This window comes from Pseudomonas sp. HD6515 (assembly GCF_024971855.1).
Lineage (GTDB): Bacteria > Pseudomonadota > Gammaproteobacteria > Pseudomonadales > Pseudomonadaceae > Aquipseudomonas > Aquipseudomonas alloputida.
Genome location: NZ_CP079827.1, coordinates 3,436,707 through 3,450,513, shown reverse-complemented (window position 1 = coordinate 3,450,513; position 13,807 = coordinate 3,436,707). Strand labels below are relative to the sequence as shown.

16 protein-coding genes are annotated in these 13,807 nt (G+C 59.8%); 5 read left to right on the top strand and 11 right to left on the bottom strand.

The window, feature by feature from the left end; translation table 11 throughout:
* Nucleotides 1-12: 12 nt before the first annotated feature.
* The 3 genes from KW568_RS15960 to KW568_RS15950 form a co-directional block, all read right to left on the bottom strand.
* Nucleotides 13-489, bottom strand: coding sequence for a nuclear transport factor 2 family protein (locus KW568_RS15960; RefSeq protein ID WP_004576685.1), 477 nt, complete (start codon nt 487-489; stop codon nt 13-15).
* 47 nt (nt 490-536) lie between these two features.
* Complete coding sequence (locus KW568_RS15955; protein ID WP_033726769.1) at nt 537-1,121, bottom strand: TetR/AcrR family transcriptional regulator; 585 nt, start codon at nt 1,119-1,121, stop codon at nt 537-539.
* Between the two features lie 114 nt (nt 1,122-1,235).
* Complete coding sequence (locus KW568_RS15950; RefSeq protein WP_004576683.1) at nt 1,236-2,126, bottom strand: LysR family transcriptional regulator; 891 nt, start codon at nt 2,124-2,126, stop codon at nt 1,236-1,238.
* A 105-nt stretch (nt 2,127-2,231) separates the two neighbouring features.
* On the opposite strand from KW568_RS15950, the gene KW568_RS15945 reads away from it, so the two are divergent.
* Nucleotides 2,232-3,239, top strand: coding sequence for a zinc-binding alcohol dehydrogenase family protein (locus KW568_RS15945; protein WP_003248183.1), 1,008 nt, complete (start codon nt 2,232-2,234; stop codon nt 3,237-3,239).
* 118 nt (nt 3,240-3,357) lie between these two features.
* On the top strand, nt 3,358-3,744 hold the full coding sequence (locus KW568_RS15940) for a putative quinol monooxygenase (RefSeq protein ID WP_004576682.1): 387 nt from the start codon (nt 3,358-3,360) through the stop codon (nt 3,742-3,744).
* A gap of 109 nt (nt 3,745-3,853) precedes the next feature.
* Here the strand turns inward: KW568_RS15940 and KW568_RS15935 are convergent, their stop codons facing one another.
* The 3 genes from KW568_RS15935 to KW568_RS15925 are packed head-to-tail and all read right to left on the bottom strand — an operon-like array spanning nt 3,854 to nt 6,549.
* Complete coding sequence (locus KW568_RS15935) at nt 3,854-3,997, bottom strand: hypothetical protein (protein ID WP_167398623.1); 144 nt, start codon at nt 3,995-3,997, stop codon at nt 3,854-3,856.
* A gap of 56 nt (nt 3,998-4,053) precedes the next feature.
* Nucleotides 4,054-4,965: a magnesium transporter CorA family protein gene (locus tag KW568_RS15930; RefSeq protein WP_004576681.1), complete on the bottom strand. Its 912-nt coding sequence runs from the start codon at nt 4,963-4,965 to the stop codon at nt 4,054-4,056.
* Nucleotides 4,966-4,968: 3 nt separating this feature from the next.
* Nucleotides 4,969-6,549: a RimK family alpha-L-glutamate ligase gene (locus KW568_RS15925; protein ID WP_004576680.1), complete on the bottom strand. Its 1,581-nt coding sequence runs from the start codon at nt 6,547-6,549 to the stop codon at nt 4,969-4,971.
* Nucleotides 6,550-6,643: 94 nt separating this feature from the next.
* On the opposite strand from KW568_RS15925, the gene KW568_RS15920 reads away from it, so the two are divergent.
* On the top strand, nt 6,644-7,738 hold the full coding sequence (locus KW568_RS15920; protein WP_004576679.1) for a GNAT family N-acetyltransferase/peptidase C39 family protein: 1,095 nt from the start codon (nt 6,644-6,646) through the stop codon (nt 7,736-7,738).
* 91 nt (nt 7,739-7,829) lie between these two features.
* On the opposite strand, the gene grxC is transcribed toward KW568_RS15920, so the two are convergent.
* Both grxC and KW568_RS15910 read right to left on the bottom strand, forming a co-directional pair.
* On the bottom strand, nt 7,830-8,084 hold the full coding sequence (gene grxC, locus KW568_RS15915; RefSeq protein ID WP_004576678.1) for a glutaredoxin 3: 255 nt from the start codon (nt 8,082-8,084) through the stop codon (nt 7,830-7,832).
* A gap of 13 nt (nt 8,085-8,097) precedes the next feature.
* Nucleotides 8,098-8,616: a carboxymuconolactone decarboxylase family protein gene (locus KW568_RS15910; protein WP_003248198.1), complete on the bottom strand. Its 519-nt coding sequence runs from the start codon at nt 8,614-8,616 to the stop codon at nt 8,098-8,100.
* Between the two features lie 129 nt (nt 8,617-8,745).
* Between KW568_RS15910 and KW568_RS15905 the strand changes: the two genes are divergently transcribed.
* Nucleotides 8,746-9,567 (top strand): AraC family transcriptional regulator, encoded by an 822-nt coding sequence (locus KW568_RS15905; RefSeq protein ID WP_004576677.1) that lies wholly within the window; start codon nt 8,746-8,748, stop codon nt 9,565-9,567.
* Between the two features lie 62 nt (nt 9,568-9,629).
* On the opposite strand, the gene KW568_RS15900 is transcribed toward KW568_RS15905, so the two are convergent.
* Nucleotides 9,630-10,508, bottom strand: coding sequence for a LysR family transcriptional regulator (locus KW568_RS15900; RefSeq protein WP_004576676.1), 879 nt, complete (start codon nt 10,506-10,508; stop codon nt 9,630-9,632).
* 107 nt (nt 10,509-10,615) lie between these two features.
* Here KW568_RS15900 and KW568_RS15895 point away from each other — a divergent pair, with 107 nt between their 5' ends.
* Complete coding sequence (locus KW568_RS15895; protein WP_004576675.1) at nt 10,616-11,617, top strand: zinc-dependent alcohol dehydrogenase family protein; 1,002 nt, start codon at nt 10,616-10,618, stop codon at nt 11,615-11,617.
* 129 nt (nt 11,618-11,746) lie between these two features.
* Here the strand turns inward: KW568_RS15895 and KW568_RS15890 are convergent, their stop codons facing one another.
* Entirely contained in the window at nt 11,747-12,943 is a 1,197-nt protein-coding gene (locus KW568_RS15890) for an IS256 family transposase (protein WP_004575957.1), read from the bottom strand.
* A 293-nt stretch (nt 12,944-13,236) separates the two neighbouring features.
* The gene (locus KW568_RS15885; protein ID WP_003248206.1) at nt 13,237-13,752 is read right to left on the bottom strand and encodes a GrpB family protein; all 516 of its coding nucleotides are present in this window, start codon (nt 13,750-13,752) and stop codon (nt 13,237-13,239) included.
* Nucleotides 13,753-13,807: the final 55 nt, after the last annotated feature.

Genomic DNA, 13,807 nt, shown 5'->3' with positions numbered 1-13,807 from the left:
GTTAAACCTGAATTACAGGCCCAGTTCACTCAGACCTGGGTGATCATCCGGACGGCGACCCAGTGGCCAGTGGAACTTTCGCTCGCTTTCCTTGATGGGCATGTCGTTGATGCAGGCAAAGCGGCGATGCATCAAACCGTCGGCTTCAAATTCCCAGTTTTCGTTGCCGTAGGAGCGGAACCAGTTGCCCGAATCGTCGTGCCACTCGTAGGCGTAACGGACGGCGATGCGGTTGTCGGTGAAGGCCCAGAGCTCTTTGATCAAGCGGTAGTCCAGTTCTTTCTTCCACTTGCGAGTGAGGAAGTCCCGAGCTTCTTCACGGTTGTTTGCAAACTCGGCACGGTTACGCCATTGGGTGTTCACCGTATAGGCCAGCGCAATCTTTTCCGGCTCACGGGTATTCCAACCATCTTCGGCAAGTCGGACCTTTTCGATGGCCGATTCGCGAGTGAAAGGAGGAAGTGGCGGACGAGCGTGTTCGTTGGACATGGTGGTGCCTCCAATCTTTTGGATGGTTCAGTTGAGTGGGTATTTCTTTAACTTAAAGCGCTTGCGCGCTGCACATCTTTGAGCAAGACCCTTGCGATTTCTCGTGCACTGTCGAGCGCGGTGTGATCACCCATGACGTGGGCCACGGTTATCGTGCCCTCTATAATCAAAAGAAGTTGCTTGGCCAAGCCAGTCGGATCGTTTACACCTAATGCGCTGGTCAGTTCTAGCGTGTAGTCCAGCAGCTTTTGTTTATGCAGTTTTGCGATCTGTCGAACAGGATCGTCTGCGTCACCCACCTCTCCGGCGGTGTTGATAAAAGCACATCCGCGAAAACCGTCAGACGCGAACCAACTTTTGAGTGCATCAAAAATGCCAAGGATGCGCGCTTCTGGCGTTTGCGCTTTTTCGCATTCACTTCTGAACCACGTCATCCAACGTATATCGCGTGCATTGAGTGCCGCTGCTGCGACCTCGTCTTTATTCGCAAAATAGCGATAAATACTTTTACGTGCGACGCCCGAGGTCTTTACCAAGAGGTCCATGCCCGTGGCGTGAATCCCGTTTTCGTAAATCAGCTTCTCGGCAGTCGCCAGGATTTTTTCGCGTGTGTCAGTCATTGGCTTATCCATGTAGCCAGAGTAGAACGATCGTTCTCCCTGGTCAAGCAGCGCTTGAAATTATTCAATTGCGTCCGAGCGGGACGCCGGCATGCTTTCGATCAGGGTGGCTGGCTTCCCGGCTGCTCAGTCGCGCTCCAGTTCGGCAAAGCGGCTGGACAACCAGGCATGCAGTTGCCTCACCGCAGGCGACAACTGCTTGCGGTGCGGGCACACCAGGCTCAAAGGCATGGTCGGCCCGGGGTAGTCCTGCAATAGCACGACAAGTCTTCCCGCCAGCACATCGTCGCTCACATCCAGCCACGACTTGTAGGTTATCCCTTCGCCGCCCACGGCCCAGCGCCGGGCAATATCGGCGTCGTCGCAGAGCAGGGCACCACGCACCTGGACGGTCTGCGTTCCCAGTTGCCACTTGTCGTAGACCCGGCCCTGTTGCATGTACAGCAGGCACTGGTGTTCGAGCAGATCTTCGGGGGCTTGCACGGTGCCTTCCCGCGCCAGGTACTCGGGCGAGGCCACCAGTACCTTGCGGTTCCAAGGTGCCAGTGGCAGGGCTACATAGTTGGCGTCGGCGTTCAGGCCATAGCGGATGGCGATATCCACCGGATCGCGGAACAGATCGGCGATCTGGTCGGAGAGGAAGAAGCGCAGGTTCAACTGGGGATGCTCTCGGCGAAACGCCGTGAGCCAGGGCAGCAGCACGTTGCGCCCCAGATCGGAGGGCGCGGCCACCTGCAACGTTCCGCTGAGCTGGGCGCTTTCCTGACGCAGGTTGTCGCGCCCGTGCCTGAGGGCTTCCAGGGCAATCAGGGCCGAGGGCAGGTACTGCTCGCCTTCGGCTGTGAGGCGCAAGCTGCGCGTGGTGCGGGCAAACAATCGCACATCCAGCTCACGCTCCAGGCGCTTGACTGCTTCGGCCGCCTGGCCGGGTAGCAGATCGGCCTCGCGGGCCGCCGCGGTAAAGCTGCCCAGCGCGGCGCTGCGAACGAAGATGCCCAGGTCGTCGAGACGGATCATTATCACTCCTGCAATGAAAGTGTTGACGGGCAGGGCCCGTTTTTCCCGGACGCCAGGCACGCCAGACTCAATGCCAAATCAAACCACATTCAGCAGCGAGTGCCCATGAAAGCGATCAGTTTCATCCACAAAGGTTTGCCTATCGAAGACCCTGCGTCTCTTCAAGACATCTTCATGCCCAAGCCCAGCCCTGGGCCCAGGGACCTTCTGGTCGAGGTCAACGCCGTGTCGGTCAACCCCGTCGACACCAAGGTGCGCGCCGGCACTTTCACGCGTGAGCCGAAAATACTCGGCTGGGACGCGGCCGGTATCGTCCGCGAAGTCGGGGCCCAGGTGACCCTGTTCAAGCCCGGAGACCAGGTGTACTACGCCGGCTCCATCGCCAGGCCCGGCAGCTACAGCGAATATCACCTGGTTGACGAACGTATCGTCGGGCATCAACCGCGTAGCCTGGGTGCAGCACAGGCAGCCGCGCTGCCGCTGACGGCCATCACCGCCTGGGAACTGCTGTTCGATCGCCTGGGCATCGTGGAGGGCGGCGGGGAGGGCGATGCCCTGCTGATCGTTGGCGCTGCCGGTGGCGTCGGTTCGATGCTGGTGCAGTTGGCCCGGCAACTGACCCGCCTGACGGTTATCGGCACGGCCTCCCGCGCCGAGACCAGCAACTGGGTACGCGAACTGGGCGCCCATCACGTCATCGATCACAGTGCGCCGCTGCAAGGGCAGCTGCAGGCCTTGGGGATCGAGTCAGTCAGCCATGTCGCCAGCCTTACCCATACTGATCAACACTTTGCGCAACTGGTTGAAGTGCTGCGACCACAAGGTCGCCTGGGCGTGATCGACGACCCGCAGACCCTGGACGTCATGCCGCTCAAGCGCAAGTCGCTGTCGCTGCACTGGGAGCTGATGTTCACCCGCTCGCTTTACGAAACCGACGACATGGTGCGCCAGCACGAGCTGCTCGAGCGCGTGGCCGGGCTGATCGACCAAGGCATCCTGCGGACCACCCTGGGCGAGCATTTCGGCGCCATCAATGCCGCCAACATGCGCCGTGCCCATGCGCTGGTCGAGAGTGGCAAGGCGCGCGGCAAGATCGTCCTGGAAGGCTTCTGAAACCTGTTTGACCGACAACGGCGGACTGGTCGATCCGGTCTGCCAGGCGCATGCATGCTTGAACGAACCGTGTTTCTCTGCGCCGCGCAGATTCCCGGCGCCACGCCCGGTGAAACGCATGCACACATTGAAGCAGGCACTACCGTGCCTGCTCTTTGCAACTGACCAGGAGCTTGATGTGAACCGACAAGATTACCCCCTCGTTTCCCTCGCCATCCTCAAGGCCAAACCAGGCCAGGCACCAACGCTCAAAGCGGCCTTGCTGGCGTTGATCGAACCGACTCGGGCGGAGCCCGGTAACCGCGACTACATGCTGTTCGAACGTCGTGACGAGCCAGGAACGTTCTACATGCGCGAGGCGTTCGATAACCAGCAGGCCCTGGATGCGCACCTGACCACTGCTCATTTCCAGCGGTTTGCCGAGCAGGCTGAACAGCTGCTGGCAGAGCCCTTGCAACTGATCTTCCTTGACCCGGTGTCATCTGCCGTTGTGCCCAGTCCCTGAGGCAGGCCAGGCAATGCGACCCGCCCTGGGGCACTGTTACCTCGACCGATGTGGATGGCTGTTCTCGAGGACGTTGGCGCCAGTTTGCGAGTGGGTCGCCATTTCACTTTCAAGGACGCCGCTGAACTTTCGTTGCCGGCTGATTGATGCTGGGTTTTTCTGAGCGTACGGCGCGGTGTTCAAACAGACTTATCAGGGTGCCTGTAATTGCAATCAGCGCCAGCATGAATAATCCGATGTCCAAATTTTCCATGGTCTCGTCCTGCGGGTTGATAGGTACAGGTTGACACTATTTCTTGGCACGGCGGGTCATGCCATACGCCGTAAAGCCACGGCCATGGCCCCGCCAAGTACCGCCATGGCCAGCAGCAGCGCGGGGAACGTCAACCACCAGGGCAGGCCGGCGGTCATCATGCTGAACTCCGACATGCCGCCGATGCTGGCGAGCAGGTTCAAGGGCAGGAACACCACATTGATCATGGTCAGGTTGCGCAGCGCGTGGTTCATGCCGTTGTTGGCCAGGTTGCCGCGGGCCTCGATCAGGTTGGTAAAGACCTGGGCATGGATCTTCGCCTGCTGGTAGCTTTGCTCGTTTTCGATGATCAGGTCATTCAGCATTTCCAGTTGTTCGGGCCCGAAGCCGTGTTTCTGACCATGGCTGCGCAGCAGGGCTAGCACGGCGCCATTGCTTTGAATGGCGTTGACGTAATACACCAGGCTTTCGCTCAGGCTGTACATCTGCACCAGGTGCTGGTTGTCCATGGTCCGATCGAACTGCAGCTGGATTTCGCGGGCCACCTGCTTTACCACCCGCAGGTGGCCCAGGTAGTGATGCACGCTCTCCGCCAGCATCGCCATCAGCACATCCAGTGGGGTGCTCATGCCGGTCTGCCGGTCTACTCCGGCGAGTAGCGAGTTGGCGGCGCAGATCACCACCAGGCGCTTTTCGCTGAGTACGACGCCAAATGACGAGACATTGAATACCCGGCCATCAAAGTTTTCCGGGCGCTTCCAGATCAGGAACAGGTGATCGGGCTTGATCTCGATACGCGCCACTTCATCCGGGTCCAGGGAGGACTCCAGCGACTGGGCGCTGACCCCTAGGCACTTGCACAACCGGGTTTGCTCCGCGGCGTCTGGCGCGACACACAACCAGACGCTGGCTCGTTCCTCGGGGGCTTCAAGAAGCGCACCGTCTACGGCGAGGTAGTATTCGATCATCGTTTACCAGGCCTGGCCGAGGTGTTTACGTTCAAGCCGCTGCACGAAAGCCTGCAGCACTCGCTGGTAAAGCGCGTTACCCAGCACGGCGTCTTCGGTGCCGGCATCGAGGTTGGGGTTGTCGTTGACTTCGATCACCAGTACGCGGTCGCCGGTCTGCTTCAGGTCCACACCGTACAGCCCTTGCCCGATCAGCCTGGCAGTGTCGACGGCCAGCTTTACGACTTCGGGCGGTGCCTGTTCCACCGGGACCGCGCGGCACAGGCCGTTGACTTCGCCGGCCTGGGCCTTGTGGTTGTAGATCTGCCAGTGGCCCTTGGACATGAAGTACTGGCAGGCGTACAGCGCCTCACCGTTGAGTACGCCGATACGCCAGTCGTATTCGGTGTAGCAGTACTCCTGGGCCAGCAACAGTACCGAGTGTTCGAACAACTCCTGTGCCGCCGAGGCCAGTGCCTGGGCGTCGGCGACCTTGATCACGCCTTTCGAAAAGCAGCCGTCGGGAATCTTCAACACCAGCGGAAAACCGAGGCGCCGGCCCACAAGCTCGAGTTCCTGCGGGCGGTCCTTGTACAGGATTTCCGTGGCCGGTGCGCCGAGGTTGTGGCGTTTGAGCAGATCGGCGAGATACACCTTGTTGGTGCAGCGCAGGATGGAGGAAGGGTCGTCGATCACCACCAGGCCTTCGCTTTCGGCCTTTTTGGCAAAGCGATAGGTATGGTCGTCCACCCGCGTGGTCTCCCGAATGAACAAGGCGTCAAATTCGGCCAGGCGTGCATAGTCCTTCTTTTCGATCAGCTCTACATCGATGCCCAGCTGTTTACCGTTTTCGATGAATTGCTCCAGCGCCTCAGGATTGGACGGTGGCAGCGCCTCGGCCGGGTCATGCAGAATCGCCAGGTCGAACCGGGCCAGGCGTTTGGAGGCGGGCTGGCGCCACGTCCGGCGGTTGAAGGCATCCAGCGCGTCGGCAAACAAGTGCTGCTGCTCATCCCGCAGTTTGTGCAGCGCGCCGGCCTTGATCCCGTCGATCTGCCAGGTGTCACGCCTGCGAAACTCCACCAGCAAGACAGGGCAGGGGAACGACTCGAACAGCTGTCGGCCGATATCCTGAAGGGGTTCAATGGCGGTCCGCCCGAAATACAAGGTGAGGGTGAAGGCTTCGGTGCTGCCATAAGGGTGATCGGCCAGGGCTCGCTCCAGCGTGCGTTCCAGGTCATCCAGCCCCACGCCATAGAGCGCCTTGCGGGTAAGCTCGCTGATGGTTCGCACCGACGGGAACACCTTGTGGCCCCGCGCCTCGGCGAGCAGCGAGCAGTAGTAGCCTTGCCCCAGATACTTGTAGCTGCGGCACAGGTTGATTACCTGCGTACGCCTCGCAACGTCGTCGCTGTGTTCAAAGTAATCCTGGGCCAGCATCAGGCTCTCGCTGGGAAAGTAGCTGGCCCAGTCTTCCTTGCGCTCCACCACGATCAACAAGCGGTTACCGGCGCTCCGCTTACTGGGTGGCTCCTCGGAGAGGGTTATTGTGGAAACTTCGGTTTTGGCCAATACTTCGGCCACGTTGGCTTGCACCGCTGACATGAGTATTCGATCCCTGTTGAAGAAGACGCCCCTTCAATAAATCACGGGTTTCCCGACCTGTCCCGGTTCGTTACTCAAACATTACGGTGTTGCCATGGCTTTTGATTTTCGCTTTGCATCGGTGGCCGATATCGATGCGCTGGTTGCCCTGGAGCAGGACTGTTTCACCCTCGACCGCCTGAGCCCGCGTAATTTCAACTGGATGGTGCGACGCGCCAATGCCTGCCTTATTGTCGCTGAACAACAGGGCCATCTGGCCGGCTATGCGCTGCTGCTGTTCCATCGCGGCACGTCACTTTCCCGTCTGTATTCAATTGCCGTAAGCCCGGCCTGGCGCGGCCATGGGTTGGGCCAGCAGTTGCTGGAGCAGGCCCAGGCAAGTGCGCTAGAGCGTAATTGCGCATGGCTGCGTCTGGAGGTGCGCGCGGACAACCCTGCGGCCATCAGCTTGTACGAAAGCAATGGCTATCAACGCTTCGCTGTGGTTGAGAACTACTACGAAGACCACAGCCAGGCGCTGCGTTTCGAGAAGCGTATCCTGCGCAGTGCTCCGCCCCCTGCACGGCAAGTGCCGTACTACGCGCAAACGACCGAGTTCACCTGCGGAGCGGCCTGCCTTTTGATGGCCATGGCTGCGGTCGAACAAGGGCGGGCCATGCACCGCAGCGAGGAAATTCAACTGTGGCGGGAAGCGACCACCATCTTCATGACGGCAGGGCACGGCGGCTGCAGCCCGCAGGGGCTTGCACTGGCGGCTTGGCGCCGCGGGTTCGAGGTGTGCATGGTGGTCAGCCAGCCTGGATCGCTGTTCCTCGATGGGGTGCGCAGCGCGCAGAAAAAAGACGTAATGCAATTGGTCGAGGATGGCTTTGCCGGGGCGTTGGCCGAAACCGACGTGCATCAGGTGCTGGCGCCCGGCCTTGATGTGCGTTCAGCGTTGCAAGCCGGGTTCAGGCCGGTGGTGCTGATTAGCAGCTACCGTTTCACCCGTCTGAAGGCCCCGCACTGGATTCTGGTCACGGGTTGCGATGACGAATTCGTGTACCTGCATGATCCTGATGTGGATCACAGCCGCCAGAAACGCATCCTGGATTGCCAGCATCTGCCCGTAAGCCATGCCGAATTTCAGCGCATGAGCAGTTTCGGCAGGCAGCGGGTAAGGGCCGCTGTGCTGTTGCGCGGGCGATAGAACGGCTGCACAGGTGAGTACGTATGGCATGGGCATTGAGTGAACGCAAGCAGTGCTCCGGATAGGGTCACATGCCGGAGCACTCTACGCTTCAAGCGTGAAGCAATGCCTCGAGCTGGCCCTTGCTGTCGAGACGTGCCAAGTCATCGAAGCCGCCGACATGCACCTTGCCAACAAATATCTGTGGGACGGTTCGGCGTTGGGATCGTTGCATCATTTCCGCCAGGTGCAGGGGTGACGCTTCAACGTTGATTTCGTCAGGGGTGATGCCCTTGCTCGACAGCAGTCGCTTGGCGCTCAGGCAGTATGGGCAGTGCGGGGTGGTATAGATAGTCACAGGGCTCATGGCGGTTACCCTCCTAGTTTGCCGATGGCGGAAAGTCGATATCGGTAGCGGCGATGTTGTTCAGGTAGTTGGTCAGGGTTAACAGCGTGACCTGTGCCACCACCTCCACGATCTTGCTATCAGTAAGCCCTGCCTCACGCGCGGCAGCGATCTGCTCGTCACTCAACTGGCCGCGCCTTGCCGTGATCTGCTGCGCCAGTGCGGCAACCGCGCTGAGTGTGCCGGCTCGGGCTTGGCTTACGGCCTCATCGCTCAAACCCGCCTTGCCGCCGAAGAAGGTGTGTGCAGCCAGGCAGTAGTCGCACCCGTTGATTTCCGAAGTGGCCAGGGCAACGACTTCACGCTCGGCGGCGCTCAGTGAGCTTTTACCCAACGCTTGGGCGAGGCCCAGGTAACCATTGAGCGCGACCGGAGCGTGCGCCAGGGTCTTGAATGCGTTGGGAATGAAGCCGAGACCTTTTTGAATGCCTTCGAGGGCTGCGCGCGAGCCAGTAGGGGCCTGGTCCAGCGAGAGAGCGGTAATTCGAGTCATGGTCGTTCTCCAATAGGTGTATTAACCGGCTTGTCTATCAAGCGTGGAGTACATACTAGAGAGGCAGACTTTTCTTTCGGCTTCAGATCGTCGAAGTTATGCAACAGATCGTCTAAACCTGAGTGCACTATGGACCGATTGTCGACACTGCTTAAGCACTTCAACCTGCACGCTAGTGCGTTTCACCAGGGTGGGTTCTGTGGAACGACCCAACTTGGGCAACACAGTGTCGGGCACGCCCATCTGTTGCGCTCGGGGCGTCTGGCCCTCAAGGACAAGCGTGGCCAGCGAATCGAGTTGACCGAACCCACCCTGATTCTGGCGGTGCGCCCGCAGGAGCATCACTTGCTGGCCACCGACGCCGATGAAGCGGAGTTAGTGTGCGCCACCCTGCAGTTCGATGGCGGCGCCAACAATCCGCTGACCCTGGCTTTGCCAGACTTCATCATCAAGCCCCTTGGCGAATTGCATGGCCTTGATGGCACCCTTGACTGGCTGTTCGAAGAAGCCTTTGGAAATGAGTGTGGTCGTGATGTCATTCTCAATCGCTTGTTCGAGCTGATGATCATTCAGCTGCTTCGCCACCTGATCGCCAGCCGCAGCATCGCCTCGGGAATGATGGCGGGTCTGGCCAATGCTCAGCTGTCTCGCGCGCTTGTGGGGATCCACGATGAGCCGCAGCGCAATTGGTCGGTGGCGGAACTGGCGAATCTTTCGGGCATGTCGCGGGCAAGCTTCGCTTCGCACTTTCGCGAGATCGTGGGTATTACGCCTGCGGACTACCTGGCGAACTGGCGCATCAGTTTGACGCAAAAACGTCTTCGCGAAGGGCGCCCCATTGCCCTGATCGCCGATGAGGTCGGCTACGAAAGTCCTTCTGCGCTAGCCCGAACCTTTCGCCGCAAGGTGGGCGCGAGCCCGAAACAATGGCTGCAGCAGGGGACGGTGTGACGCCTGGTCGACCGACGTGTACGCCAGGCAATGAGCGAGGTCCTGCGCCCCATCGGGGTGGTTTATACGTTCTCCCGAAGAAAATCGATGACCGCCATCGTCCTTGCCGAGCGGCGCCGCTCACGGCTGAACACGGCGCTGACCGGCAGCGCGGTCGTCTGGTATTCGTCGAGCAGGCTACACACGCTACCCTGCTCGAAGTCTGCAGCAAACAGCCATTGGGGAGACAGGGAGATGCCCAGGCCACCGAGGACCAGTTCACGAATGGCCTCGCTGTTGTTGCTGGTGACGTTGCCTTTGATTGCAACCTCAAGTGCTTCGTCACGACGGGTGAAGTGCCAGCGGTCGTAATGCTCAAGCAAGGTGAAGGCGATGCAGTTGTGGCCTGCCAGTTCGGCGGGCTCGCGTGGCCGGCCATGGCGTTCGAGATAGGCCGGTGCAGCATAGACTCGCCGTGTGCTGGTGCCCAGGGGCACGGCCACCAGCCCCTCGCTCTTCACCACACCAATGCGGATGGCCAGGTCGATGTTTTCCATGAGCAGGTCTTCGTTGTAATCGTTCAGGCGCAGGTCGATCTGCACATCGGGGTGGCGCTGTAGAAAAGTCCCGATCAGGGGCGCTATGCACAGCCTCCCATAGCTGACCGGTGCGGCTATTCGCAGGGGGCCGGCGATCTGCTCCTGGCCGCTGGCGAAGCTGCGTGTTGCATGCTCCAGCTGGCTGAGAATCTCCTGGCAGTGGCTGTAGAAGCGTTGCCCTTGATCGGTGAGGGCGAGGTGCCGGGTGCTGCGGGCGAACACGGCTCCGCCCAGGTACTGCTCCAACGCACGGACCTGCTTGCTGACTGCCGGCTGCCCCATGTTCTGCTCCCGAGCCACTGCGGAAAACGAGCCACGCTCCACGACGCGCACGAAGATGCGCATGCTGTCGAACAGATCCATCGCTATTGGGCCTCTTTGGGGAATAAGTAATATCAAAATTTAGTTTCTTATCGGAATGAGGAAGGCGGTGCAACCTGTAAGCGTCCACTCATTCAGAGGTTCCCGTCATGAATCAGACCATGCTTGCCGCTATCGCCGAATCCGCCCAGACCCCGCTGGTCGTGCGCCACATCGCCCGCCCTGTGCCCGGTAAGGGACAGATTTTGGTGCGGATTCACGCCGCCGGGGTCAACCCGCTCGACACCAAGATTGCGATCGGTGCGGGTGCTCACGCCCGCCAGGAGTTGCCGGCCGTGCTTGGCCTGGATCTCGCCGGGACGGTCGTCGAACTGGGCGAGGCGGTTGATGGTTTCACGCCTGGCCAGGAGGTCTTCGGCATGGCCGGCGGCATCGGCGGCGCCCAAGGCACCCTGGCCGAATACATCGCCGTGGATGCCAGGCTGATTGCATCAAAGCCGCATGCACTCGGCATGCGTGAGGCTGCCGCGCTGCCGTTGGTATTCATCACCGCCTGGGAAGGTTTGGTAGATCACGCCAATGTTCGTAGTGGTCAGCGTGTGTTGATCCATGGCGGCGCAGGTGGCGTCGGCCAAGTTGCGGTGCAATTGGCCAAGGCTCGCGGTGCCGAGGTCTACGCCACCGGTTCGGCGGGCAATCTCGACTTCATTCGCGCGCTGGGGGCCACGGCGATTGACTATCAAACGCAGCGTGTAGAGGCCTATGTCGAACAATTTACGGCTGGGGAGGGTTTCGACATCGTTTATGACACCGTCGGCGGCAGCACGTTGGACGCGTCATTCAAGGCAGTAAAGCCGTATACCGGGCACGTACTCAGCTGCCTCGGTTGGGGCCAGCACAGCCTCGCGCCTTTATCCTTCAAAAGTGCCACCTACTCGGGCGTATTTACCCTGGCACCGCTGCTAACCGGCAAGGGACGCGAACACCATGGAAGTATCCTGCGCGAGGCTGCCGTTCTGGCCAATGCCGGGCAACTGGCGATCCGGGTGGACCCGCAACAGTTTGCATTGGATGAGGTCAACGACGCATTCCGACAGGTTGCGGAAGGTCGCGGCAGGGGCAAGACGGTTATCCAGTTGGTAAGTGAATAGTCTCCCGAGCTTTATTAATCAGCAATTACCTGCCAGAAATGCCCGTTTCCAGCCTTGGCTGGCCTTCACAAAGATCGTGTCCCGGGAAGTGGTGTAACTCATCATGGTTCTGGCCGCTGAGTTCGCCGTTTAGTTGATCACGGCCGACAGCTTGGCCTGTGGATTATCGCTGACTGCCTCAAAGGCCTCCAACTGCATGTAACGCCGTTGCAGGCACCACTCGTCGTTCTGCTCCAGCAGCATCGCGCCTACCAGCCGTGTGATTGCAGGATCGTTGGGAAAGATGCCTACGACGTCGGTGCGGCGTTTGATCTCCGCGTTAAGCCGCTCCAGTGGATTGGTGCTGTGTAATTGCTGTCGGTGCGCTTTTGGAAACGCCATGTGAGCCAGCACTTCATCCTCGCAGCCGTCCATGAGTGTCGCGATCTTGGGGTATTTTTCGCGTAGCTGATCAGCGACCAAACGCCATTGCTGATGGCATTCGGCACGGCTGTCCTGGGCGAAGACTGTGCGCAGTAGGGCCGCCACCATGGTGCGCTGACCTTTGCCGACGTGGGCCATGGCATTACGCATGAAATGCACACGGCAGCGCTGCCAGGTCGCGTTGAAGACCTTGGAAACAGCCGCCTTGAGCCCTTCGTGGGCGTCGGAGATGACCAGTTTCACGCCCCGCAAGCCACGTCGCGTGAGGCTGCGCAGGAAGTCTGTCCAGAACGGCTCAGCCTCTGACGGCCCAACCCGCATGCCCAGGACTTCGCGGCCACCGTCGGTGTTCACGGCCACGGCGATTATTACGGCGACCGAGACGATGCGTCCGGCCTCCCGCACTTTGACGTAGGTGGCATCGATCCAGAGATAGGGCCAGTCGCCCTCAAGCGGGCGGTCAAGGAAGGCGTGAACGCGCTCATCGATCTCACCAGCTAGCCGTGAGACCTGGCTTTTGGAGATGCCGGTCATGCCCATGGCTTTGACCAGCTCGTCCACTGAGCGTGTTGAAACGCCTTGGATGTAGGCCTCCTGGATGACTGCCGCCATGGCTTTCTCAGCGGTGCGTCGAGGTTCAAGGAAACCAGGGAAATAGCTGCCTTGGCGCAGCTTGGGAATCTTAAGGTCGACGTCGCCTGCGCGGGTTTGCCAAAGACGATCGCGGTAGCCATTACGGCTATTTGTCCGGTCTGGGCTTTTGACATCGAAGCCCGCGCCGCACAGGCCTTCGACGTCGAACTCCATCATGCGCTGGGCAACGAACTGGATCATTTGCTTGAGCAGATCAGCGTCTGCCCCTTTCTCAACCAACTCGGTCAATGCGATAGTGGGCTTGGTCATCGTGGTTTCTCTGGTGAGTGTTTGGTCTTCGCAAACTCAACGTTAGCCAAGAACCACGATGACCATCCTCTTTCGCCCGCAGGGCGCCTTCGGCTGGTTCAGTTACACCACTTCCCGGGACACGATCTTCACAAACAACTGCCAAAGGGGGACATGGCAAGTGATCATGAAAGTTGTTCCTTGATATGAGGGGCTTTGTTCCAGGCGTTGCCGGCGGCCGGTCAAGCTGGCCGCAATCGAAGTGGTGACTTCGTCGCTACTGTCGGGAGGAAGGGGAGTGCCAGAAGAATCGATCATTCACGCGTGGTTATACCGGCATGAAGCAGCGCCGCGATAATGAAAGGCGCCTTCTTCTCTAGATACTCAGCCATCCCACCCGTATTGCTCGACTCCAACTGAAGCTTCAGCGTTTCATACTGTTGGCGGATCGAGGCATCGCGCCTAAGCAAATCTCTGAACCCCAGCATCTGAGTGATCGTCAGGTGGTCGCGGGTACAAACATGGAGCTTGTGCGTGCGAATCCCATCCACATTGCGCCGGTAGAAATGATGGCCCTCTGACAGATCACTTCCCCGTACATACCCCAGAGCCATCAACACCTCGTCCCGCGCCGAAGTATTGCGATGCGCGTGAACCTCAATGAGCACATCGAGTTCGGGCTTCGCCGCCAGCCCTGGGACAGACGTGCTTCCAACGTGGTGGATAGCAATCAGTTCAGCGTCGAATGCCGAGGCAATGAGTGGCTTGTCTGTCAGGAAGCGGGCGGGCCATGTGGGATCGTAGGGGGTAATCTTGCTGGTCAGTGCCATGTCCGTTCCTTGGCAATAACTATTTGAGGCGCCGGATTGTCCATTAAGGCGTGTG